22 protein-coding genes are annotated in these 21,838 nt (G+C 69.0%); 2 read left to right on the top strand and 20 right to left on the bottom strand.

What is annotated here, in order from left to right; all coding sequences use genetic code 11:
* Positions 1–11: 11 nt before the first annotated feature.
* The 11 genes from ACPCHZ_RS21965 to ACPCHZ_RS21915 form a co-directional block, all read right to left on the bottom strand.
* Positions 12–1,352, bottom strand: coding sequence for a F0F1 ATP synthase subunit B/delta (locus ACPCHZ_RS21965; protein ID WP_423486664.1), 1,341 nt, complete (start codon positions 1,350–1,352; stop codon positions 12–14).
* Between the two features lie 4 nt (positions 1,353–1,356).
* On the bottom strand, positions 1,357–1,875 hold the full coding sequence (locus tag ACPCHZ_RS21960) for a F0F1 ATP synthase subunit B (protein ID WP_423486663.1): 519 nt from the start codon (positions 1,873–1,875) through the stop codon (positions 1,357–1,359).
* A gap of 11 nt (positions 1,876–1,886) precedes the next feature.
* A complete protein-coding gene (locus tag ACPCHZ_RS21955) occupies positions 1,887–2,132 on the bottom strand; it encodes a F0F1 ATP synthase subunit C (RefSeq protein WP_059158422.1) in 246 nt (81 codons plus the stop codon).
* Between the two features lie 93 nt (positions 2,133–2,225).
* Positions 2,226–2,981: a F0F1 ATP synthase subunit A gene (gene atpB, locus ACPCHZ_RS21950; RefSeq protein WP_423486662.1), complete on the bottom strand. Its 756-nt coding sequence runs from the start codon at positions 2,979–2,981 to the stop codon at positions 2,226–2,228.
* Positions 2,978–3,424: an ATP synthase subunit I gene (locus ACPCHZ_RS21945; RefSeq protein ID WP_423486661.1), complete on the bottom strand. Its 447-nt coding sequence runs from the start codon at positions 3,422–3,424 to the stop codon at positions 2,978–2,980. Before ACPCHZ_RS21945 ends, atpB begins: the two co-directional genes overlap by 4 nt.
* A 236-nt stretch (positions 3,425–3,660) precedes the next feature.
* Positions 3,661–4,875 carry a glycosyltransferase family 4 protein gene (locus ACPCHZ_RS21940; RefSeq protein WP_423486660.1) on the bottom strand — a complete coding sequence of 405 codons (1,215 nt, stop codon included), beginning with the start codon at positions 4,873–4,875 and terminating at the stop codon, positions 3,661–3,663.
* Positions 4,876–4,906: 31 nt separating this feature from the next.
* Complete coding sequence (locus ACPCHZ_RS21935; RefSeq protein WP_423486659.1) at positions 4,907–5,563, bottom strand: L-threonylcarbamoyladenylate synthase; 657 nt, start codon at positions 5,561–5,563, stop codon at positions 4,907–4,909.
* Positions 5,564–5,576: 13 nt separating this feature from the next.
* Positions 5,577–6,422 carry a peptide chain release factor N(5)-glutamine methyltransferase gene (gene prmC, locus ACPCHZ_RS21930; protein WP_423486658.1) on the bottom strand — a complete coding sequence of 282 codons (846 nt, stop codon included), beginning with the start codon at positions 6,420–6,422 and terminating at the stop codon, positions 5,577–5,579.
* Positions 6,419–7,489 (bottom strand): peptide chain release factor 1, encoded by a 1,071-nt coding sequence (prfA, locus tag ACPCHZ_RS21925; RefSeq protein ID WP_423486657.1) that lies wholly within the window; start codon positions 7,487–7,489, stop codon positions 6,419–6,421. Before prfA ends, prmC begins: the two co-directional genes overlap by 4 nt.
* 87 nt (positions 7,490–7,576) lie before the next feature.
* A complete protein-coding gene (rpmE, locus tag ACPCHZ_RS21920) occupies positions 7,577–7,816 on the bottom strand; it encodes a 50S ribosomal protein L31 (protein ID WP_364973886.1) in 240 nt (79 codons plus the stop codon).
* 116 nt (positions 7,817–7,932) lie between these two features.
* A complete protein-coding gene (locus ACPCHZ_RS21915; RefSeq protein ID WP_423486656.1) occupies positions 7,933–8,556 on the bottom strand; it encodes a maleylpyruvate isomerase family mycothiol-dependent enzyme in 624 nt (207 codons plus the stop codon).
* Between the two features lie 67 nt (positions 8,557–8,623).
* Between ACPCHZ_RS21915 and ACPCHZ_RS21910 the strand changes: the two genes are divergently transcribed.
* Positions 8,624–9,058, top strand: a complete 435-nt coding sequence (locus tag ACPCHZ_RS21910; RefSeq protein WP_423486655.1) for a MarR family winged helix-turn-helix transcriptional regulator — start codon at positions 8,624–8,626, stop codon at positions 9,056–9,058.
* Here the strand turns inward: ACPCHZ_RS21910 and fadD1 are convergent.
* Entirely contained in the window at positions 9,039–10,637 is a 1,599-nt protein-coding gene (gene fadD1, locus ACPCHZ_RS21905) for a fatty-acid--CoA ligase FadD1 (RefSeq protein WP_423486654.1), read from the bottom strand. The genes ACPCHZ_RS21910 and fadD1 overlap by 20 nt on opposite strands.
* Before the next feature lie 153 nt (positions 10,638–10,790).
* On the opposite strand from fadD1, the gene ACPCHZ_RS21900 reads away from it, so the two are divergent.
* The gene (locus tag ACPCHZ_RS21900; RefSeq protein WP_423486653.1) at positions 10,791–11,396 is read left to right on the top strand and encodes a TetR/AcrR family transcriptional regulator; all 606 of its coding nucleotides are present in this window, start codon (positions 10,791–10,793) and stop codon (positions 11,394–11,396) included.
* On the opposite strand, the gene ACPCHZ_RS21895 is transcribed toward ACPCHZ_RS21900, so the two are convergent.
* The 8 genes from ACPCHZ_RS21895 to argS form a co-directional block, all read right to left on the bottom strand.
* Positions 11,357–11,968 carry a PadR family transcriptional regulator gene (locus tag ACPCHZ_RS21895; RefSeq protein ID WP_423486652.1) on the bottom strand — a complete coding sequence of 204 codons (612 nt, stop codon included), beginning with the start codon at positions 11,966–11,968 and terminating at the stop codon, positions 11,357–11,359. The genes ACPCHZ_RS21900 and ACPCHZ_RS21895 overlap by 40 nt on opposite strands.
* A complete protein-coding gene (locus tag ACPCHZ_RS21890) occupies positions 11,968–12,693 on the bottom strand; it encodes a glyoxalase (protein WP_423486651.1) in 726 nt (241 codons plus the stop codon). The genes ACPCHZ_RS21895 and ACPCHZ_RS21890 overlap by 1 nt, the downstream gene beginning before the upstream one ends.
* 87 nt (positions 12,694–12,780) lie before the next feature.
* Entirely contained in the window at positions 12,781–14,973 is a 2,193-nt protein-coding gene (gene rho, locus ACPCHZ_RS21885) for a transcription termination factor Rho (RefSeq protein ID WP_423486650.1), read from the bottom strand.
* Between the two features lie 280 nt (positions 14,974–15,253).
* Entirely contained in the window at positions 15,254–16,198 is a 945-nt protein-coding gene (gene thrB, locus ACPCHZ_RS21880) for a homoserine kinase (RefSeq protein WP_423486649.1), read from the bottom strand.
* Between the two features lie 14 nt (positions 16,199–16,212).
* Positions 16,213–17,295, bottom strand: a complete 1,083-nt coding sequence (thrC, locus tag ACPCHZ_RS21875; RefSeq protein WP_423486648.1) for a threonine synthase — start codon at positions 17,293–17,295, stop codon at positions 16,213–16,215.
* Positions 17,292–18,614 carry a homoserine dehydrogenase gene (locus tag ACPCHZ_RS21870; RefSeq protein ID WP_423486647.1) on the bottom strand — a complete coding sequence of 441 codons (1,323 nt, stop codon included), beginning with the start codon at positions 18,612–18,614 and terminating at the stop codon, positions 17,292–17,294. Before ACPCHZ_RS21870 ends, thrC begins: the two co-directional genes overlap by 4 nt.
* Complete coding sequence (gene lysA / locus ACPCHZ_RS21865; RefSeq protein WP_423486646.1) at positions 18,611–20,032, bottom strand: diaminopimelate decarboxylase; 1,422 nt, start codon at positions 20,030–20,032, stop codon at positions 18,611–18,613. Before lysA ends, ACPCHZ_RS21870 begins: the two co-directional genes overlap by 4 nt.
* Entirely contained in the window at positions 20,029–21,681 is a 1,653-nt protein-coding gene (argS, locus tag ACPCHZ_RS21860; RefSeq protein WP_423486645.1) for an arginine--tRNA ligase, read from the bottom strand. Before argS ends, lysA begins: the two co-directional genes overlap by 4 nt.
* Between the last annotated feature and the right edge of the window lie 157 nt (positions 21,682–21,838).

Below are 21,838 nucleotides of genomic sequence, written 5' to 3'. Positions count from 1 at the left end.
TGGTGTGGTTGTCAGCCCGGTAACCGGGTCTCGGCCGCGGCGAGCCGCGACGACAGCGAGCCGTCGATGACCTCGTCGTTCACTGCGATGCGCAGTCCGCCCAGGATGTCGGGCTCGATCTGCATCTGGATCGACACCGGGTGACCGTAGATACGGCTGAGCACCTCGGTGAGCCGGGTGCGCTGGTTGTCGCTGAGCGCGGCGGCGGCGGTCACGTGGGCCACCACCTCACCCCGCCGGGCCACGGCGAGCTCGGCCAGCTCACGCACGACCTCGTCGGCGCGTTCACCGGTCAGCAGTTCGACGGCCTGGGCGAGTAGTGCCTTCGTGGTGTCGCTGGCTCCACCGGCCGAACTCCCGAGCACCGAGTCGAGCAGTGCGATCCTGCCCTCCGCGGGCGTGGTGTAGTCGCTCAGCAGTGCGCTGAGCTGATACTCCTCGTCGATGATCCGGCTGAAACGGAACAGCTGATCCTCGACCTCGGCGGTCTCGTCGTTGCGCTCGGCGCGCACCAGCAGCGCGACCCTGGCGGCATGCCGCAGCGCGAAGACCAGATCGTCCGAGTCGGACCACCGCTGCAGCGCCGCCGTCTTGACGACCTCGAGCGCGGTGTCGGACACCTTGCCCGACAGCAGTGTCTCCGCCAGATTCGCCCTGCCCTCGGAATCGTCCGTCGACTCCGCCAGGTGTTTGGCCAGCACAGTCTCGGTGCGCAGCAGCTTCGTCACGGCGACCAGATCGTCGGCCAGCGTGGTGAGCCCGTCCGCGTCGGCGCCGTCGGTCAGTTCCTCGAGACGGGCCACCACTGCGTTGAGCGCTTCTCGGCTCGTCGCCCGCAGCCGTGCGCCGACGGCTTCGTCGACCGAAGCCTCCGACGGAGCCATCGCGTCGAGTTCGTCGAGGAACCGGTCGACGGTGGCCGACTGACGGCCGTCGTCGGACACGTGCTCACGAACGATTTCGCTTGCGCGCGCGACTGATTCGGTACCGAGATGCTGTCGCAGCTCGCGGATGAGCTGCTGGCGCAGGAGCTGGACCTGCTGCGCGCCCTGCACCTTGATCCGCTCGACTTCGCTGTCGGCCTGGGCCCGCATCTGCTCGGCGATCTTCTCGGCGTCGGCGCGGGCCTCCTCGACCACCCTGGCCGCGTCGGCCTTGGCCTCCTCGACCGCCTTGGCGTGCTGGGAGTCGGCCTGATCGACCTTGTTGGAGGCCGTCGCGCTCTCCTCCAGCTGCCGGCGCACCGTCTCCTGCTGCGTGGTCATCATCCGGCGAACCGGAGGAACGACGTAACGCCAGAGCAGCCAGAGGATGACCACGAAACCGATGAGCTGACCGATGAATGTCGACATGTGGTTACCGTCCCTGACTGGTCGCTGCGGACCCGCTGGTGACATCGACTCCGAGCACGCGGCTCGCCAGGGTCGCCGACAGCGTCTCGATCGACGACTGCAGTTCGGCCGAGGTCTGCCGACCCTGTTCGGACAGTTCGTCGTTCGCGCGCGAAAGCGTTTCCGCCGTCTCGGCGCTCGCCCGGCCACGCATGTCCTCGAGGATCTTGCGACCCTCGCCGCGGGCGTCGTCGCGGATCGCCGCGGCGTCGCGCCGGCCCTTCCCCATCACTCTGCGGGAATCGGCCTGCGCGGCCGCGAAGAGTTCGGCCGACTTCCGGTTGTCGTCGTTGGTCTTGGCGACCATCGCCTCGCGGTCGTTCAGCACCTTGCTGATCGGTGGCACCACGAACTTGGCGATGACGAACAGCACGATCAGGAAGATGAGCAGCACGAAGAAGAACGTGCCGTTCGGGATGAGGAAGTTGCCGCCGCCCCCGCCGCCTTCTTCGGCGGCGAGGATGGCGGTGCTCAGGTCGCCCATGCCGCGAATGGCTACTTGACCGGGGTGGCGAACACGAACAGGGCCATGAACGCCAGGTTGATGAAGTACGCGGCCTCGACCAGACCCACCGTGATGAAGAACGGCGTGAAGAGTCGACCCTGTGCCTCCGGCTGACGGGCGATTCCGGCGATCAGCGCGTTACCGGCGATACCGTCACCGATACCCGCGCCGATGGCGCCGCCGGCCATGATCAGTCCACCGCCGATGAGTGCGCCGGCAGCGATAGTGGGATCCATTCCTTATCCTCCTTGATAACTGGTAGTGGCCTACCAGGACGTGGGTCGTGCTCGTGCTCGTGCGGTAAAGCGGTGGCGCGGTCGATCAGACGATCAGTGATGGTCCTCGTCGAGTTCCATGGACTGACTGAAGTACAGGATGGTCAGCAGCGCGAAGATGAAGGCCTGGATCGCGCCGACGAAAAGGTCGAACATCTTCCAGATCGCGTTCGGCGCCCACATGATCCAGGGCGGGAACAGTGCGATCAGGGCGACCAGGATGCCGCCGGCGAAGATGTTGCCGAAGAGTCGCAGGGACAGCGAGATCGGCTTGGCCAATTCCTCGACCAGGTTGATCGGCGCCAGGATCGCGACGTGGCCCTTCAGCAGTTTCTTCGGGTGGCCGAGCGGGCCACGGCGCCAGAAGCCGGCCGCGTGGTAGGCGATGAAGACGAACAGCGCCAGCGCCAGCACGAAGTTGATGTCCGACGCCGCCGGTTTGAGCAACTCGTGGACGCCGGTCGCGTCGGAGTACTGCACCGGCAGGACGGACAACCAGTTGGCGACCAGGATGAAGGCGAACAGCGTCACGGCGAGCGGCAGCACGAACGGTGCGATCTTCATGCCGATGGCGGCCTCGATCTGATTGCGCATCTGGACGGTCAGCGCCTCCCAGAACAGCTGTACGCCGTTGGGCACGCCGGTCGAGGTGACCTTGGCCCGCAGGAAGAAGGCAAGCCCCAGCACGATGGCTGCGGCGATCGCCGTGGAGAGGATCGTGTCGGTGTTGACGGTCAGCCCGAACCAGTGGGCCTCGGTGTGGTGGCCGACCTGAATGCCGCTCTCCGCGGCCAGGATGGTCTGCGTCATTGCTGTGGAGTCTCTCCTTCGAGTCCGTCAGCGGCTTGGGCTTTGAGCTTTTTCACGACCGGCAGTGCCGTCGAGGCCACCAGGATGACCTGGAACAGCGCCATGCCGAACACCACTCCGAGTCCCTGGGGCTTGAAGATGTAGGCGATGGTCAGCCCGATCACCGTCATGACCAGCAGGCGAGTGGCCGAGTTCAGCGCCATGTTGCGCTTGAGCGGGTGGTCCTTCGCGGTGATGGACTCCACCGACCGCTGGATCAGCACCGCGTTGATGAGACCGAGCGCGAGGCCGATCGCGAAGAAGGCACCCACCATGGGGTGACCGAGCAGTGCAGCGGCCCCGGTCGCGAGCGCGGCCAGCGCCACGCAGATGATGAGCAGCCGCACCGGCCGGAAAGCGACTGCGGGCAACACCAACGGCGCGTCCTGCGCTGGCGTCGTCACGACTTCACCTCAATCCCGCGAATCTGAGAAGTTGTCCCGATGTTCCTGTGCGTGCCCGCCGAGCGTATCGGAGGGCGAAAAGCTCGCTGGAATCACCCAAGGGGCAGCTCCCTTTGTCGGTCGTTCTTCCGCGTCGTCCGGCTGTGAAACCGACGACCCGGGGGCCGGCAACCCGCGAGGTCTTTCGGGTTCTGGAGGAAAGGTACCACATGGTAGGTGGCCCTAAACCGGGCCTACTACTTTTTGTCGTACATGGCCGGATCGGCCGCTTCCACGGGGTCCTGCCCGCGTCGCAGCAGCGGGATCAGGGTCGCCACGATCGCCACCGCGATGGCGGCGAGCATCACGCCGCCGGTGTATCGCGGATCGAAGAAGATGGTGCTCGCGGCGCCCAGCGCGATGATGCCCACCCACAGGTAGATCAGCAGCACCACCCGACGGTGCGAGTGGCCGATCTCCAGCAACCGGTGGTGCAGATGCATCTTGTCGGGGCTGAAGGGGCTGAGCCCCGCCCGGGTGCGACGGATGATCGCCAGCAGCATGTCGAGGGCGGGCACCAGCATCACCGCGACCACCAACAGGAACGGCGACAGCAGTGCGAACACGTCGCGCGCGCCGTAGGCGGTCTGCGAGATCGGGCCCGCCGCGGTGGTCGACGCCGCGGCGAGCATCAGGCCGATCAGCATCGACCCGGAGTCGCCCATGAAGATCTTGGCGCGGTGGAAGTTGTGTGGAAGGAACCCCAGACACGCACCGGCGAGCACCACCGAGATGACTGCCGGCGGGTAGAACAACACGTCGCCGCCGTGATCGCGGAGCAGTCCGACGGAGAAGATGCAGATCGCCGACGCGGTGATCAGGCCCAATCCGGCGGCCAGACCGTCCAGACCGTCGACGAAGTTCATCGCGTTGACGATCGCCACGGTCAGCGCGAGGGTGAGCAGGATCGACGACACCTGGTCGAGCACGATGGTGCCGACACCGCCGATCGGGATGTAGAGCACGCTCCACGCCACCCCCATCGTGACGAGCACGCTGGCGGCGGTGATCTGGCCGGCGAACTTGGTCAGCGCGTCCAGTCCCCAGCGGTCGTCGATCAGGCCGATCGCCATGATCAGCCCGCCCGCGACCACCACCGCCGGCATGCCGGTCGAGTAGACGAATCCCCTCGTCAGAGCGGGAAGTTGGGAGGCGAGCAGGACGGCTGCGGCGACACCGACGTACATCGCCAGGCCGCCCATCCGAGGCGTCGGCTGCACGTGCACGTCGCGCTGGCGGGGAACGGCCACCGCGCCGAGGCGGGTGGCCAGCACGCGCACCCATCCGGTGGCGAAGTAGGTGATGATGGCGGCGGTCAGGCCGACGAGCGCGAGCTCGCGCAGCGGCACGCCCGCACCGCGGTCGGACAGCGCCAGCAGTTCCTGCGACGCATGATCGAGCACTGCTGTCATTACCGCGCCACCGTACTGCAACCGCACGGGCTCACTCGGTGAGCAGGCTCTCGGTGTTCACCCCGAGGACCTCGGCGACCGACTCCGCACTGACCGGCCCGACGCGCAGGATGCGCGGGTGGGCGCCGGTGAGGTCGACGATGGTGGAGGCCGACTGCTGGGCCGACGGCCCGGCGTCGAGGTACACCTCCACCCGGTCGCCGAGCTGGGCTTGGGCATCGGCGGCCGTCACGGCGGCGGGCCGGCCGGAGATGTTGGCGCTCGACACGGCCATCGGGCCGACCTCGCGCAGCAGTTCGATGGCCACCGGGTGCAGCGGCATCCGCAGCATGACGGTGCCGTCGGCGTCGCCGAGGTCCCAGGCCAGTGACGGCGCCTGCCGCACGACGAGGCTCAGCGCCCCCGGCCAGAATGCCCGGATGAGTTCGCGGGCTGTGCGCGGCACCGTGTACACCAACCCGTCGATCGTGTGCCAGGAGCCGACGAGCACGGGCACCGGCATGTCGCGTCCGCGGCCCTTGGCGGCCAGCAGGGCGGCGACCGCGTTGCTGTCGAAGGCGTTGGCGCCGATGCCGTAGACGGTGTCGGTGGGCAGTACCACCAGTGCGCCGCCCTTGAGTGCGCTGACCGCGGAGTCGATCCCGGTGTCTCGCTCGTCGGGGTCGGTGCAGTCGAAGTATCCGGTCATGTCGTGCACTCGATCATGTGGTGGGCCTCCGGATCGCGGTGACGAAGCGCGGCCGCCCGGCCAGATCCCGGTGCGCGGCCGCGTCGGTGAAAGCGCCGTGGTCGGTGAATGCCGCGACAGTCTGCGCCGAGGTGGTGTCGTCGTGTTCGATGCCGCACCGCCCGCCGGACCGCAGCAGGCGCGCCGCCACCCCGACGATCGGCCGGATCACCGCCATGCCGTCGGGTCCGCCGAAGAGCGCGTGCGCGGGATCGTGGTCGGCGACCTCGGGCTCGAGCACCGCCCCGTCGGGGATGTACGGCGGGTTGGAGACGAGAAGGTCGACGCGGCCGTCGAGGTCCGGCAGCAGGCCCGGGGCCGTCACGTCGGCGCGCATCACCTCGACGGCGGTGCCTGCCAGGTTCTGCGCGGCATAACCGAGGGCCGCCTCGCTGTCGTCGACGGCCACCACCCGGGCGTCCGGCCGGACCCGGGCGAGCGCGAGAGCCAGCGCACCCGATCCGGTGCACAGGTCCACGATCACCGGGCGGTCACCGAGCGGCTGCGCCAGCGCCCATTCGAGCAGCGACTCCGTCTCGGGCCGCGGAATGAACACGCCGGGGCCGACGCGGACCTGCACGGGTCCGAACGCCGCCGTGCCGAGCAGGTGCTGCAGGGGTATCCGCCGGCTGCGGGCGGCGACCAGCTCGCGGTAGCGCTGCAGGACGTCGTCGGCGGGGGTGTCGATCAGGGCCAGCCGGCCGCGGTCGGTTCCGGCGGCCTCTGCGGCGAGGTCCATCGCATCGACGCGCGGGGAACCGATGCCGGCCGCGGCGAGCGTCGCCGCGGCCTCGTCGATCGCCTCACGCATGCGCGTCATGCCTTGTTGAGTCGGGCCTGCTTGTCGGCGGCGGCGAGCGCGTCGAACAGCGCGTCGAGGTCGCCGTCGAGCACCTGGTCGAGGTTGTGGGCCTTGAAGTTGATCCGGTGGTCGGCGATGCGGTTCTCCGGGTAGTTGTAGGTCCGGATGCGCTCGCTGCGGTCGACGGTGCGGATCTGGCTGGCCCGGTCGGCCGACGCGTCGGCCGACGCCTGCTCCTCCGCGACCGCCTGCAGGCGCGCGGCCAGCACCTGCATGGCGCGCGCCTTGTTCTGCAGCTGGGACCGCTCGTTCTGGCAGGTGACGACGATGCCGGTAGGCAGGTGGGTGATGCGCACCGCCGAGTCGGTGGTGTTGACGCCCTGACCGCCCTTGCCGGACGAGCGGTAGACGTCGATGCGCAGATCGGACTCGTCGATCTGCACCTGCTCGACCTCTTCGGGTTCGGGGTAGACCAAAATGCCTGCGGCCGACGTGTGCACCCGACCCTGCGATTCGGTGACGGGCACCCGTTGCACCCGGTGCACGCCGCCTTCGAATTTGAGCCTCGACCAGACGCCGTCAGCCGAATCGCCCTTGCTGCGGATCGACAGGGTGGCGTCCTTGTAGCCGCCGAGGTCCGAGGTGGTCTCGTCGAGCAGGGTGACGGTCCAGCCGTGCCGTTCGGCGTAGCGGATGTACATCCGGGCCAGGTCCGCGGCGAACAGGGCCGACTCTTCGCCGCCCTCACCGGATTTCACCTCGAGGACGATGTCGTCGGCATCGTGTGGATCGCGGGGGGCCAGCAGATCGGACAGCTGGGTCTCCAGCGCGTCGACGCTGGCGGCGAGTTCGGGCACCTCGGCAGCGAACGAATCGTCGTCGGCGGCCAGTTCGCGGGCGGCCTCCAGGTCACCCCGGGCGGCCTCCAGTTTGCGGTGCGTGGCGACGATGGGCGCGAGCTGCGCGAAGCGCCGGCCGGCCTTGCGGGCCCGCGCGGCGTCGGCGTGCAGTGCGGGATCGGACAGCTGGCGCTCCAGGTCTGCGTGTTCGGCGATCAGCGCGTCGACCGCGGTGGGTGCGCTCATGTGTGCCGATCTCCTCTCTCACGTCCCCGTAACGCAACCGACGCCCGGCCTGCGCTGACAGCGACAGAACGGGCGTCGGAAGGGCAGCTACTTGTCGGCGGCCTTCTTCTCCGCGGCACCAGCGCGCTTGCCATAGCGCTTCTCGAAGCGGGCGACACGGCCGCCGCTGTCGAGGATCTTCTGCTTGCCGGTGTAGAAGGGATGGCACTGAGAGCAGACCTCGACCACGATCTGGCCGCTGCCCTTGGTGCTGCGAGTCTGGAACGAGTTGCCACAGCCGCACTGGACGGTGGTCTCGACGTATTCGGGGTGGATTCCCGTCTTCATTGGTGTCCTCTTCATTCGTTGGCCGCCGGGTCGCCTGCCATTGACCTGGTAGATCAGGCGTGAACCGGAACCGAGGGTGACTAGCGGTCGATTATGCCAGGTCAGCCGCCAACCTCCTAAACACCGGCGGAGGCTGCCGCTATTCCTTGGCCGGACAGGCCGGGCAGGCCCGCGCGCCGGCCCGAGAGCACCAGCAGGATGTCGCGGATCGGTCCCCGCACCGACGCGCCGTCACCCACCTGGAAGTCGGCGTCGGTGGCGGTGAACTCGATCCCGGCGAATCGCTTCCGCGCGTGCATCGGGAAACCCATGTCCCACACCCGCCGGGCTGCGACGACCGCGGCATCGGGCGGCATCGGACGGTCGACGCCCAGCGGTACGGCGATGTCCTGACCGTGCACCAGCGCGTCCATCAGCGGGTCGGCCACGGCGGTGCCCGGTGGCCGCCGCCGGCTGCCCGCCATGGCGCGCAGTGTCGCGACGATCTCCTCCGGCGTGCTGGGGTCCTCGCGTGCGACACGGTGCACCATCGCGTTGAAGCGGAAGCCGGAGCGCAGCACCTCGCGGACCAGGCGGTGCCATGGCGCGCCGGACTGGGTGATGTGCACGGCGACGTCACGGACGGTCCACCCCGCACACAGTGACGGTGTCACCCACCGGTCGGCGTCGAGCGTCTCGAGGAGGTCGGCCAGGGAGGACCGCTCGGTGTCGATGTGATGCCAGATCTCGTCGGTGTGCACGACGCGCCTCCTTTTAGTCAGGATTCCTGACGAAATATAGACAGGATTCCGTACTAAAGTCAACGGGGTGACCGAGGCGCCCAACACCGCGACCCTGTTGTTCATCGCGCATCGCGCCGCCGAGACGCAGATCTTCCAGGCGCTGCGGGCCGCGGGCTTCGACGACCTGACGGTGGCGCAGTGTCGAATCGTGCAGAGGTTGAGCCCGAACGGCATCCGCGTCACCGAACTCGCCGAGCAGGCGCAGGTGACCAAGCAGACCGCGGGAGCGTTGATCGACGAACTCGAGCGGAGCGGTTACGTCATGCGCAGACCCGACCCCGCTGATGCGAGGGCACGCCTGGTGACACTCAGCGCCAGAGGCAGAGCACTGTGTGCGGCGGCAGCCGGCGAGGTTGCCAAGGTGGAGGCCGAATGGCGCACCCACGTCGGCCCGGAAGCCTACGAACAGTTGCGCGGGATGCTGATGTCGCTGCGCGAGATCACCGATCCGTACCGCTGACCGCCGGCTGACCGTGGGCCGCGTATCCGGTCCCGGATCGCTTCCAGACCACCCTGCCTTGCGGATCCGTCCCACGGGCCACCAGCTCGCGCTTGAGGACCTTGTTGGTGGCCGTGCTCGGCAGGTCGTCGGCGATCCACAGGTAGCGGGGCCACGCCTTCGGCGACAGGTCGAGCTGGGCGGCGAGGAACGCCTCGAACTCCGCCGGTGTCAGCGTCGCGTCGTCCTGCAGCACCACCGCGGCCATCACCTGGTCGCCGACGAGGTCATCGGGCACCGGATACACCGCGACTCTGTTGATCACCTCCAGCCGCAACAGGATCCGCTCGATCGGCGCCGACGTCAGGTTCTCGCCGTCGACGCGCATCCAGTCGGCCGTGCGGCCCGCCAGGTAGATCCAGCCGTCGACGTCCCGGTAGGCCAGGTCCCCTGACCAGTACATCCCGTGGCGCATCCGGTCCGCCGTGGCGTCAGGATCGTTGTAGTAGCCGCGGAACAGCCCGCTGCCCGCGGTGTTGACCAGCTCCCCCACCGCGTCGTCGGCGTTGACCAGCGCGCCGGTGGCGTCGAACTCGGCCACCGCGCACTCCTGCAGGGTCTCGGGGTCGTAGATCGCCACGCCGGGGAAGCCGCGGCCGATGGACCCCGATGGGCAGTCGTCGGGCCGGGTGATGATCACCGCGGTCTCGGTGGAGCCGAACCCGTCCCAGACCGTGCAGCCGAAGCGCCGGCCGAAGGCCTCGATGTCGCGATCGGCGGCCTCGTTGCCGAAGGCGATACGCAACGGGTTGTCATGGTCGTCCGGATGCTCGGTGGTGGCCAGGATGTAGGCCAGCGGCTTGCCGACGTAGTTCATGTAGGTGACGCCGTAGCGGCGGATGTCGGTGAGGAAGCGTGACGCCGAGAAGGACGCAGGCGCCATCGCCGCCCCTGCGCCGACGGCGACGCTCCAGCCGGCGTACACGGCGTTGGAGTGGAACAGCGGCATCGCGAGGTAGCAGACGTCGTCCGGACCGAGTTCGTAGCGTTGCACCAGCGCACTGCCGGCGAACAGCACCATCGTGTGCGGCACCTCGACGGCCTTGGGTTCGCCGCTGGTGCCCGAGGTGAAGATCATCATGAAGGTGTCGTCCGGCGCGACCTCGCGGTGCGGCGTCAGCGCGGGCGCTGCGGCGAGACGTTGCGCCCACTCGGCGCTCGACGTGTCGAACACCGTGACACCGGGCAGTTCGAGGCCGTCCAGCAGGGGGCGGTGTTCGGCGTTGGTGAGCAGTATCTGGCAGTCCACCCTGGCGACGTCTCGGGCGAGTGCGTCGCCGCGGCGCGTGGTGTTCACACCGCACAGGACGTATCCGCCGAGCGCCGCGGCGGCCAAGGCGGTCAGCATGTCGGGGGTGTTGCCGAGCAGGACGCCGACGTGCAGCGGCCGCTGCGGGTCGGCCGCGGCGATCAGTGCGGCCGCCTGGGTGGTCGCGTCGGCGATGTGCTCGCGCCAGGTCCAGCTGCGCTCCCCGTGGCGCACCGCGACCGTGTCCCGGTCGGCACGTTCGCGCAGGAGTTGCTGCAGGGTTTCGGTCATGCCCGGCCGCCTCGTCGAGTTGTGAACAGATTCGCAGAAGTGTCTACCATGGTTGTCTACCATTCCGGTGTCGCGGACCGTGCGCGGCAAGTCACTTGACAGAATGCATCCGACGCGGGCGGCTCCGCGGCAGATTGCGGAAGGGAACCACAGGTGACGGCGAGCACTCCCACCCCGACGGTGCGCGATCGGTTGATCGACGCCGCAGAGGAGTGTCTGCGCGCCAACGGCATCCGTGCGACGACGGTGTCGCAGGTCGCCGAACAGGCCGGGGTGTCGCGCGGCTGGCTGTACCGGCACTTCCCCGACAAGGTGTCGCTGCTCGGGGCCGCGATCGTTCGCCTCAACGACGCGTACTGGTCGCAGGCGCACGCGATGCTGGAGTCCGTGACCGGCCTCGACCGCCAGCTCGTGGCAGGCATCCGGCACGGCCGCACCGCCTACGACGACCCCGGCGCGCTGCTGATGAAGCTGCGGATCGACGAGCCCGAGGAGTTCGCGGCGTGCGCGGGCGCCGGTGTGGCGGGGCTGGTGCCAGACCTCGCCGACTTCTGGTCCCGCTACCTCGTCGCCGCCCGCGACGCCGGCGAGATCCACGCCCAGACGGACATCGCCGAGGCATCGGAATGGATTGCGCGAGTGATCCTCTCGTTGGCCACCGTGCCGGGAAACATGCTCGACGCCGGCGATTCCGAAGCGATGCTCAGCCACGTCCGGCGCTATGTGATGCCCGGCCTGCGGTCCGATCCCGCGATCTGATCCCGGTCCGGCCGGGCTTGCTCGTCGTCGTCGAAGGTGAACTGACCACCGGCGATGCGGCCGAGCATCTGCGCCGTCCAGTCCGAGGTGGCGGCGAACGATCCGCGCCACAGATCCAGCAGGTGCTGGGCGTGCGGCGGCTCATCCGCTTCGGGCCACTGCGTCTTCATGTCCTGCAACTGATCGCCGATGGTTCGCGTGACACCCAGCTGCGCCTCGAGCAACTCGACGACCCTGCGCCTGGGCAGGAAACGCATGAAGGCGATGCCCGCACCGAACTCCTCGATGTCGGGACTGAGCAGGGCCGCCTCGAGCAGCCGGTAGAACTCCTGCTCCCCCGCCGCCGTGACGCGGTACGACAGGCGCGCCGGCCCGCGTGAAGCCTCGGTGCGGCCTGCGTCCACCAGCAGTCCTTCACGCGCCAGTTGTTTGACGGCGTGGTAGATCGACGGCGGCTTCACCCTGGTCCAGGTGTCCACCCGCCACGACGTCAGCTCCCGGTGCACGGCGTAACCGTGTGCGGCGCCGTGCATCCGCACGACGCCCAGCACGAGCAGACGAACGGTCGACATCAGTCCGACAGCCAGCGTTCCAGCCGGGCGGCCGCCGCCAGGTCGTCGGCGAGCGCGGCGCGGTCGGCCTGGGTCAGTGGCAGGGTGTTCAGTTCGGCGTCGATCTCGTCGGCGCGCGCCCGGTCCCCCAGTGCGACAGCGACTTCTGCGCGGGCGGCCAAGGCGCGGGCGACGTCCCGCAGCGGCGCGTCGGCACGGTGACGGCGCAGCCCGGAGTCGAGCGCCCGGGCGGCCGCGCGGGGATCGGTCTTGAAGTCGCGGAAGATCCGCGCGTTGTCGATGACCTTGGCCAACCCGGTCAGCGCCGCCGAGCCGCCGTACTCGAGTTCGATGGGCTCGTCGCGGCTGATGAAGACCAGGCTGTTGCCGGATGGGTCCACCGCGGAGAACCGGGTCTGGCCCGGCCGGAAGTAGGTCATCCGCGGTCTGCCCGTTGCCGGCACCTTGCCGTAGTGGCCGCGCAGCGCGGCGGTGAAGTCGCGGTGCAGCGCAGCCAGGGTGTCCTGGTCGTCGACCATCACCACGCAGCCACCGGAGCTCTCCTCGGCGGGGTCGAGGTTCTTTGGCGCTCCCACGTACTGGATCTCCAGTTCGGCGCGACGGAACCACAGCGACAGGTACGGACGGGTCTGGCTGTAGACCGTCTCGAAGCCGAGCGCGGTGAAGAACTCGACGGTCTGGTCGGGTGCCACGCAGGGCAGCATCGGAATCGTTGTCGTGGCCATGCCGCCAGACTACTCAACCCTGAGTACTGACGCAGGGCGAAGAAAAGCCCCCGCCATTCGGGCGGGGGCTTTTCTGCTCAGCCGTTCTCAGTCGTTGTCGACCGATCCCGGCGTGTTCTTGGAAACCTGCACCAGGAACTCGTAGTTGCTCTTCGTCTTGCGCAGCTGGCTCATCAGCAGGTCGATGGCCTGATGGCTGTCCAGGCCGGACAGCACCCGGCGCAGCTTGTGCACGACGCCGAACTCGTCGGTCGACAGCAGCAACTCGTCCTTGCGGGTGCCCGACGGGTTCACGTCAACCGCCGGGAACACCCGGCGCTCGGCGATCTTGCGGTCGAGCTTGAGCTCCGCGTTGCCGGTGCCCTTGAACTCCTCGAAGATCACCGTGTCACCGGTGGAGCCGGTCTCGACCATCGCGGTGGCGATGATCGTCAGCGAGCCGCCGAACTCGATGTTGCGGGCGGCACCGAGGAAGCGCTTCGGCGGGTACAGCGCCGTGGAGTCCACACCACCGGACAGGATGCGACCCGAGGCCGGCGACGCGTTGTTGTACGCGCGGCCCAGGCGGGTGATCGAGTCCAGCAGCACGACGACGTCCTTGCCCTGCTCCACGAGCCGCTTGGCCCGCTCGATCGCCAGCTCGGCGGCCTGGGTGTGGTCTGACGGCGGCCGGTCGAAGGTCGAGGCGATCACCTCGCCCACCACCGAACGCTGCATGTCGGTGACCTCTTCAGGCCGTTCGTCGACGAGCACCACCATCAGGTGGCATTCCGGGTTGTTGACCGTGATCGCGTTGGCGATGTCCTGCATGATCGTGGTCTTACCGGCCTTGGGCGGCGAGACGATCAGGGCGCGCTGGCCCTTGCCGATCGGCATGATCAGGTCGATGACGCGGGTGGTCAACCGGTCCGGGGTGGTCTCCAGACGCAGCCGCTGATTCGGGTACAGCGGCGTCAGCTTGTTGAAGTCGGGCCGCTTCCTGGCGTCCTCGACCGGGCCGCCGTTGACGCTGTCCAGGCGCACCAGCGGGTTGAACTTCTGCCGCTGATTCTGGTTGCCGCCATCACCACCCTCTTTGGCCACCCGCACGGCACCGGTCACCGCGTCGCCGCGGCGCAGGCCGTTCTTGCGCACCATGTTCATCGACACGTAGACGTCGTTGGGGCCGGCCAGGTAGCCGGAGGTCCGCACGAACGCGTAGTTGTCGAGCACGTCGAGGATGCCCGCCACGGGCTGCACGACGTCGTCGTCACGCAGTTCGGTGTCACCGCCACCGCCGCCAGCGCCCTCGGCGCCTCGTTCCCCGCGGCGCCGGCGGTCGCGGAACCGGCGGCCGCGCCTGCCGCCGCGTTCGTCGTCGTCGTTGTCGTCGTTGCGGTTGTCGTTGTTCCGGTTGTCGGCGTTGCGGTTGTCGGCGTTGCGGTTGTCGGCGTTGCGGTTGTCGTTGTTGCGGTTGTCCGCATTCCGATTGCCGCCGTCGCCGCGGTTCTCCGCGTTGCGGTTGCCACCACGATTACCGCCGCCGTCGCCACGATTGCCGCCGTCGCCACGATTGCCGCCGTCACCACGATTGCCGCCGTCGCCTCGGTTACCGCCGTCGCCGCGGTTCTCCGCGTTGCGGTTGCCACCACGGTTCTGGTCACCCTGGTCGCCATCGGACTTGTTGTCGCGCTTGCGTTCCTGGGCCGCGTCGGCCGGCGCCTTGTCGCGGTCGTCGCGCCTGTCGCGCGCCTTCTCGCCGTCGGCGGTCTCGGCCTCCTGCGTCTTCACCGCGGACTCCGCCTGCGCGGGCTTGTCCTCGGTCTTGACGTCGCCGTCGCTCTCCGCGGCCGGCTGCTGCGGCTCGCCGTCGGCGGGCGCACCGGCGCGACGGGAGGCACCCCGCCGTTCGCGGCGGGGCCGCTGCTGCTGAGGCGCATCCCCCTCGGCCGGAGCCGTCTCGGCGCTGTGGCCGTTGGCCTGCCCGGTGTCGGCCTGCTGGCCGCCGTTCTGCTGCTCGCGCCGGGCGCGGATCGCGGCGACGAGGTCGCCCTTGCGCATGCCGGAGGCGCCTTCGACGCCGATCTGCCTGGCCAGGGCCCGCAGTTCGGGAAGCACCATGGTGCTCAGCGACGCCGACCGGTCACCCGACGCCACGTCGGCCGTGGGCGCAGTCTCCGCCGCCGACGTGGCGGCGGGGGCGCCGGCAGCCGGTGCGGGAGTGTTGTCTGAGGTCACAGTGTCGGACAGTGCGCCGTTCTCGGCGCCGCCGCCAGCTGTGAAGAGGTCCGTATCAGTCACGGATTTCCTTTCTTCCCTCGCTCGCTATCGCATCTCGCAAGGGGTCATCTGCATTCAGCGGATTCGCTGAACGCGAAGGTCCCACCGCCGCCTGTGCAACGGTGATCGCCGGAATTCGCCGCCCGACTGCGAGTCGTCAATCCACGAGTGGAATTTCGAGAGAATGAGTGGTCGTCCTAGTGTCGGCGCAGGCAGAGACGCTGCGATTGCTGGACGAGAGCGAGAATAGCCCCCTTCTCAGCCGGAAGCAAGAACGTCGCCTTTCAAAGGGTCCGGCATGTCAGCTCCTGGCAGGAACGCCGGACGTCCAGCTCACCCCACGGCCGACCGCCATCTTCTCGACGGTGAACCCGTGTGCGGCGCCGTACTCGTGGACGGCCGCCGGAAGAACAGACTCGGTGCTCAGGCCCAAAACCGATGGTCCCGCCCCGGAAAGCACGGCTGGAACACCACAACGGCGCAACAGCTGGAGATATTCCGCCGAGGCCGGCATGGCCGGGCCACGCTGAGGCTGGTGCAGGACGTCTTCTGTCGCGGCCATCAGCAGGTCGGGCCGGTCGGTGAGCGCGACCACCAACAACGCCGCACGGCTCACGTTGAACGTGGCGTCGGTGTGATCGACCTGCTCGGGTAGTAGCACGCGGGTCTCCGCCGTCGACGACCGCTGCTGGGGAATGGCGGGGAACAGGTGGATGCCGGGGTGCAGGCGCAGCGAGGCCGCGGCGTAGCGCCGCGAACTGGCGTCCACCTCCGTCCACGACACCACGGCGCCACCCAGCACGGCGGCCGCCGCGTTGTCCGGATGCCCCTCGAACTCCGACGACAGCTGGATCAGCCGGTCCTGTGTCATCGCCGTCGCGCCGGCCTGCACGATGAGTCCGTTGACCGCCGCGAGTCCGCCGACTACGGCCGCTGCCGAGGATCCCAGCCCGCGCGAATGCGGAATGTCGTTGCGGCACCTTACGATCAGACCCGGTGCGCGAAATCCCGTTGCGCGCAAGCCTGCCTCGACGGCCCGCACCACCAGGTGCGTCTCGTCCAGCGCCACCTGGCCGGCGCCCTCCCCCTCCACCTCGACCGTCAGACCGGACTCGGTTGTCTCCAAGACGATCTCGTCGTAGAGACTGAGCGCCAAGCCCAGGCTGTCGAAGCCGGGGCCGAGGTTCGCGCTGGACGCGGAAACCACCGACGTCGCGGTCAGCCCGACGGGCAGCGTATCGGTCACCGGCGATCGTCCCGTCAGCCCAGTCCCAGTTCCGCGACCACCGCGGCCGGGTCCACCGCGATCGCGGTGACCGGCGGCATCCCGCGAAGCGCGGTGTCGGGATCTTTGAGGCCGTTGCCCGTGACCGTGCACACCACGGTGGATCCGCGACGCACCCAGCCGTCCTCGACCGACTTCAGCAGCCCCGCAACGCTGGCCGCCGATGCGGGCTCGACGAACACCCCTTCGGACTGCGCGATCAGGTGGTACGCCGTCAGGATCTCCTCGTCGGTGGCGGCCAGGAAACGGCCCTCGGACTGCTGTGCCGCCTCGACGGCCGACGTCCAGGACGCGGGCGCGCCGATGCGGATCGCAGTGGCAATGGTCTCGGGGTTCTTCACCGGCTGGCCGTGTACCAGTGGCGCGGCGCCGGCCGCCTGGGTGCCCAGCATCCGGGGCAGCCGGTCGGCCAGGCCGTCACGGTGGTACTCGCTGTAGCCCTTCCAGTACGCGGTGATGTTGCCGGCGTTGCCCACCGGCAGCGCGTGCACGTCGGGCGCGTGGCCCAGCGCGTCCACGATCTCGAATGCGGCGGTCTTCTGCCCCTCGATGCGATAGGGGTTCACGGAGTTCACCAGCGCGATCGCGGGATGGTCGCTGGTCAGCTTGCGCGCCAGTTCCAGGCAGTCGTCGAAGTTGCCGTCGACCTGAATGATCTTGGCGCCGTGCATGACCGCCTGGGCGAGCTTGCCCATCGCGATCTTGCCCTGCGGAATCAGCACCGCGCAGGTGATGCCCGCGCGGGCGGCATAGGCGGCCGCGGACGCCGAGGTGTTGCCGGTCGACGCGCACAGCACCGCCTGCTGGCCGCGGGCCACCGAGTCGGTGACGGCGACGGTCATGCCGCGGTCCTTGAACGAGCCGGTGGGGTTGAGCCCTTCGACCTTGAGATGCACCGTGCACCCGGTCTGTTCGCTGAGCCGCCGGGCGTGGATCAGCGGTGTGCCGCCCTCGAGCAATGTGACGGGCGTCCAGTTGTCGCCGATGGGCAGGCGGTCGCGGTAGGCGGCGATCAGGCCGGGCCACGGCGTGTGCACCGCGTGGGAAGGTGCGCTCATTCGGTGAAGCCTTCCATCCGCAGGACACTGTTGATGCTCTGCACCACGTCGAGATCGCCGAGCGCGTCGACGGTCTCGGACAATGCGGCGTCGGTGGCCCGGTGGGTGACCACCACGATCCGCGCCCCGCAGGGCTTGCCACCCTCGTCGACCATGCCCTCCTGGCGCACCGAGGCGATGCTCACCTCGCGCTTGCCGAATTCCGCTGCGACCGAGGACAACACCCCGGGGCGGTCGGCGACGTTCATGTTGACGTAGTAGCGGGTCGGGATGAAGCCGATCGGCGACACCGGCAGTGCGGCGTACTTCGACTCGCGCGGACCGCGCCCGCCCTGCACGCGGTTGCGGGCGGCCATCACCAGGTCACCCATCACCGCCGACGCCGTCGGGGCGCCGCCGGCGCCCTGGCCGTAGAACATCAGCCGGCCGGCCGCCTCGGCTTCCACCACGACGGCGTTGAAGGCGCCGTTCACGGTCGCCAGAGGATGGCTCAGCGGCACCAGCGCCGGGTAGACGCGAGCCGAGACACGTTGCTGTCCCTCGTCTGTGGTGAGTCGCTCACAGATGGCCAGCAGCTTGATGGTGCAGCCGAGTTCCTTGGCGGATTCGAAGTCCTCGGCGGTGACCGCGGTGATCCCTTCGCGGTACACGTCGTCGGCGGTGAGCCGGGTGTGGAAGGCGATCGAGGCCAGAATGGCGGCCTTGGCCGCGGCGTCGTAGCCCTCGACGTCGGCGGTGGGATCGGCCTCCGCGTAGCCCAGCGCACTCGCGTCGGCCAGTGCGCTGTCGTAGTCCGCACCCGTCTCGTCCATCGCGGACAGGATGTAGTTGGTCGTGCCGTTGACGATGCCGGCCACCCGCAGGACGGTGTCGCCGGCGAGCGACTGGGTCAGCGGACGGATCACCGGGATCGCGCCGGCCACCGCGGCCTCGAAATACAGATCGACGCGAGCCGATTCGGCCGCCTGCGCGAGTTCACCGGTGGACTGCGCCATCAACGCCTTATTGGCGGTGACGACGGACTTGCCCTGTTCCAGTGCGGCGAGGATCGCCTTGCGTGCCGGTTCGACGGGGCCCATGAGTTCCACGACGATGTCGACGTCGTCGCGCGAGACGAGTGCCTCGACGTCGTCGGTGAGCAGGTCGACCGGCACGCCTCGATCTCCGGCGACCCGGCGCACGCCCACTCCTCGCAGCACCAGCGGGGCGCCGACGCGGGCAGCCAGGTCGGCGGCGCTCTGCTCGATGATGCGGACGACCTCGCTGCCGACGTTGCCCAGGCCCAGAACGGCTACGCCGACGGCTTTCTCACTACTCATGAACTCACTTCCAGACTCAACAGATCTTCGACCGTCTCCCGGCGCAGGATGAGCCGCGCCCTACCGTCGCGGACGGCCACCACAGCCGGACGGGCCAGCATGTTGTACCGGCTCGACATCGAGTAGCAGTACGCACCGGTCGCCGCGACGCCGACCAGGTCGCCCGGGGCGACGTCGTCGGACATCCAGGCGTCTCGCACGACGATGTCGCCGCTCTCGCAGTGCTTTCCGACCACCCGGCTGAGTGTCGGCGCGGCGTCGCTGATGCGCGAGATCAGCCGCACGTCGTACTCCGCCCCGTACAGCGACGTCCGGATGTTGTCGCTCATCCCGCCGTCGACGCTGACATAGCGGCGGTGCGCGGTCGCGCTGACCGCGACGTCCTTGGTGGTTCCGACCCGGTAGAGGGTGATGGTGCCGGGACCGGCGATCGCGCGGCCGGGCTCGACCACCAGGCGGGGCGCGGGCAGTCCGACGGCGGCCGATTCCTCACCAACGATGGCCAGCAGCCTGTCGGCCAGCACCTTCATCGGCGGCGGATCGTCCTGCGGCAGATAGGAGATGCCGAGGCCGCCGCCGAGATCGACGGTGGCGATCTGCGCGGTCTTGTCGACGCCGAACTCGGCGACGACGTCGCGCAGCAGGCCGATCACCCGATGCGCGGCGATCTCGAAGCCGGCGACGTCGAAGATCTGCGACCCGATGTGGCTGTGCAGGCCGACCAGGCGCAGGTTGCCTGCCTCGAAGACCCGCCGCACCCCGGTCATGGCGGCTCCACTGGCCAGCGACAGCCCGAACTTCTGATCCTCGTGTGCGGTGGAGATGAATTCGTGGGTGTGGGCCTCCACACCAACGGTCACCCGAACGAGCACATCCTGGACGACGCCGTGCCGCCCGGCGATCTCGTCGAGGCGCTCGATCTCGATCATCGAGTCGACGACGACGTGCCCCACCCCGGCTGCGACGGCAGCGGTCAGTTCGTCGACGCTCTTGTTGTTGCCGTGCAATGCGATTCGCTCCGGCGGGAAGCCGGCGTGCAGCGCGACGGCGAGTTCGCCGCCGCTGCACACGTCCAGCGAGAGCCCCTCCTCGTCGATCCAGCGGGCGATCTCGCCGCACAGGAACGCCTTCGCGGCGTAGCGGACGTTGTCACCGCCGCCGAACGCCGTGGCGATGTCGCGGCAGCGGGAGCGGAAGTCGTCCTCGTCGATCACGAACACCGGTGTGCCGAACTCTGCAGCGATGTCGGTCACGGGGACGCCCGCGATCGACACCACCCCGTCGGCACCGCGGACGGCGTTGCGTGGCCACACGTTCGGCGCCAACTCGAGCACATCGGCGGCCGCGAGCGGCGGTGGCGGCGTCCCGCCGTGGCGGACTTCTTCGGCGTGCCGTGGGCCTGCGGGGTGCGCCATCACATTCGCTCCGGGGCCGAGACGCCGAGGATGGCCAGACCGTTGGCCACCACCTGGCGCGTCGCGTCGCACAGCGCGAGCCGCGCGGCGTGCAGGTCACCCGGCGCCTCGTCGCCCTGGGGCAGCACGCGGCACGAGTCGTAGAACCGGTGGTAGTCGCCGGCCAGGTCTTCGAGGTAGCGGCACACCCGGTGTGGTTCCCGCAGCGCCGCAGCGGCATTGAGCACCCTGGGGAACTCCCCGAGGTTGCGGATCAGGGTGCCTTCCTTGTCGTGCACGAGCAGTTCGAGGTGCTCGGTGCTCGCCACGAGGCCGAGGTCGGCCGCATTGCGTGCCAGCGCCGAGAGCCGGGCATGCGCGTATTGCACGTAGTAGACCGGGTTCTCGCTGGACGCCGACGACCACAGTTCGAGGTCGATGTCGATCGGGGTGTCGACCGAGGACCGGATCAACGCATAGCGGGCGGCGTCGACGCCGATCGCGTCGACCAGGTCGTCGAGCGTGATGACGGTGCCCGCCCGCTTGCTCATCCTGATCGGTTGGCCGTCGCGCACCAGGTTGACCATCTGGCCGATCAGCACCTCGACGGTGTCCGGATCGTCGCCGAGTGCCGCGGCGGCGGCCTTGAGCCGGGCGATGTAGCCGTGGTGGTCGGCGCCGAGCATGTAGATGCACAGGTCGAAGCCGCGCTGGCGCTTGTCCAGGAAGTAGGCGAGATCACCGGCGATGTAGGCGGCGTTGCCGTCGCTCTTGATGACGACGCGGTCCTTGTCGTCGCCGAACTCGGTGGTGCGCAACCAGGTTGCGCCGTCCTTCTCATAGATGTTGCCGGTTTCGCGGAGCTTGGCGATGGCCTGCTCGACGCGGCCGCTGGTGTGCATTGAGTCTTCGTGGGTGAACACGTCGAAGTCCGTGCCGAACTCGTGCAGCGACTTCTTGATGTGGGTGAACATCAGGTCGACACCGATGGCCCGGAACGTCTCGCGCGTCTGGTCGTCGGGGTACGTCAGCACCTCGGGATCCTTCTGCAGGATCTGGGCGGCGATGTCGGAGATGTAGCTGCCGGCGTAGCCGTCCTCCGGTGCCGGCTCGCCCTTGGCGGCGGCGACCAGCGAGTTGACGAACCGGTCGATCTGCGCGCCGTGGTCGTTGAAGTAGTACTCGCGCACCACTTCGGCGCCCTGGGTGGCCAGCAGCCGGCCCAGTGCGTCGCCGACGGCGGCCCACCGGGTGCCGCCGATGTGGATCGGGCCGGTGGGGTTGGCCGAGACGAACTCGAGGTTGACCTTCTGGCCCGCCAGCACCGCGGAGTGCCCGTAGCCCTGGCCGCCCCGCAGCGCGTTCGCGATGATGACGCCCTGCGCGGACGCCTCGATACGCAGGTTGACGAAGCCGGGACCCGCGACGTCCGCCGAGGCGATGCCGTCCCGGTCGGCCAGTGCGGTCGCAAGCCAGCCGGCCAGCTCGCGAGGGTTGGCGCCGACCTTCTTACCCAGCTGGAGGGCGATGTTGGTGGCGTAGTCGCCGTGCTCCGGATTTCGGGGGCGCTCGACGGTGACCGTGGCCGGCAGGGCGGAGGCGTCCAGGTCGTGCTCGGCCAGCACCGCGGCGGCGGTGGACTTGAGCAGCTCGGCGAGGTCGGCGGGTGTCACGGGGGTCCATCCTATGGTCTGGGGTGGTCACCGCCCGAATCGATTACTCCCCGCCGCGAGTGGGCGCGGATGGACTGCGACACGCCGAAGACGGCGTACGTCAGCGCACACTCGCCGAACAGCGGTTGGGAGTGGGCGACTCCCATGCGCTAATCTG

Source organism: Mycobacterium sp. NPDC050041 (genome assembly GCF_049541695.1).
GTDB lineage: Bacteria > Actinomycetota > Actinomycetes > Mycobacteriales > Mycobacteriaceae > Mycobacterium.
Note: the sequence above shows the minus strand (reverse complement) of the source record. Positions and strands in the feature narration are given on the sequence as shown.

What these genes read in the sequence shown, in the direction of transcription:
- ACPCHZ_RS21965 (WP_423486664.1), bottom strand. Translation starts at nt 1,352, where the DNA reads ATGTCGACATTCATCGGTCAGCTCATCGGTTTCGTGGTCATCCTCTGG.
- ACPCHZ_RS21960 (WP_423486663.1), bottom strand. Translation starts at nt 1,875, where the DNA reads ATGGGCGACCTGAGCACCGCCATCCTCGCCGCCGAAGAAGGCGGCGGG.
- ACPCHZ_RS21955 (WP_059158422.1), bottom strand. Translation starts at nt 2,132, where the DNA reads ATGGATCCCACTATCGCTGCCGGCGCACTCATCGGCGGTGGACTGATC.
- atpB (WP_423486662.1), bottom strand. Translation starts at nt 2,981, where the DNA reads ATGACGCAGACCATCCTGGCCGCGGAGAGCGGCATTCAGGTCGGCCAC.
- ACPCHZ_RS21940 (WP_423486660.1), bottom strand. Translation starts at nt 4,875, where the DNA reads ATGACAGCAGTGCTCGATCATGCGTCGCAGGAACTGCTGGCGCTGTCC.
- ACPCHZ_RS21935 (WP_423486659.1), bottom strand. Translation starts at nt 5,563, where the DNA reads ATGACCGGATACTTCGACTGCACCGACCCCGACGAGCGAGACACCGGG.
- prmC (WP_423486658.1), bottom strand. Translation starts at nt 6,422, where the DNA reads ATGACGCGCATGCGTGAGGCGATCGACGAGGCCGCGGCGACGCTCGCC.
- prfA (WP_423486657.1), bottom strand. Translation starts at nt 7,489, where the DNA reads ATGAGCGCACCCACCGCGGTCGACGCGCTGATCGCCGAACACGCAGAC.
- rpmE (WP_364973886.1), bottom strand. Translation starts at nt 7,816, where the DNA reads ATGAAGACGGGAATCCACCCCGAATACGTCGAGACCACCGTCCAGTGC.
- fadD1 (WP_423486654.1), bottom strand. Translation starts at nt 10,637, where the DNA reads ATGACCGAAACCCTGCAGCAACTCCTGCGCGAACGTGCCGACCGGGAC.
- ACPCHZ_RS21895 (WP_423486652.1), bottom strand. Translation starts at nt 11,968, where the DNA reads ATGTCGACCGTTCGTCTGCTCGTGCTGGGCGTCGTGCGGATGCACGGC.
- ACPCHZ_RS21890 (WP_423486651.1), bottom strand. Translation starts at nt 12,693, where the DNA reads ATGGCCACGACAACGATTCCGATGCTGCCCTGCGTGGCACCCGACCAG.
- thrC (WP_423486648.1), bottom strand. Translation starts at nt 17,295, where the DNA reads ATGAGCGCACCTTCCCACGCGGTGCACACGCCGTGGCCCGGCCTGATC.
- ACPCHZ_RS21870 (WP_423486647.1), bottom strand. Translation starts at nt 18,614, where the DNA reads ATGAGTAGTGAGAAAGCCGTCGGCGTAGCCGTTCTGGGCCTGGGCAAC.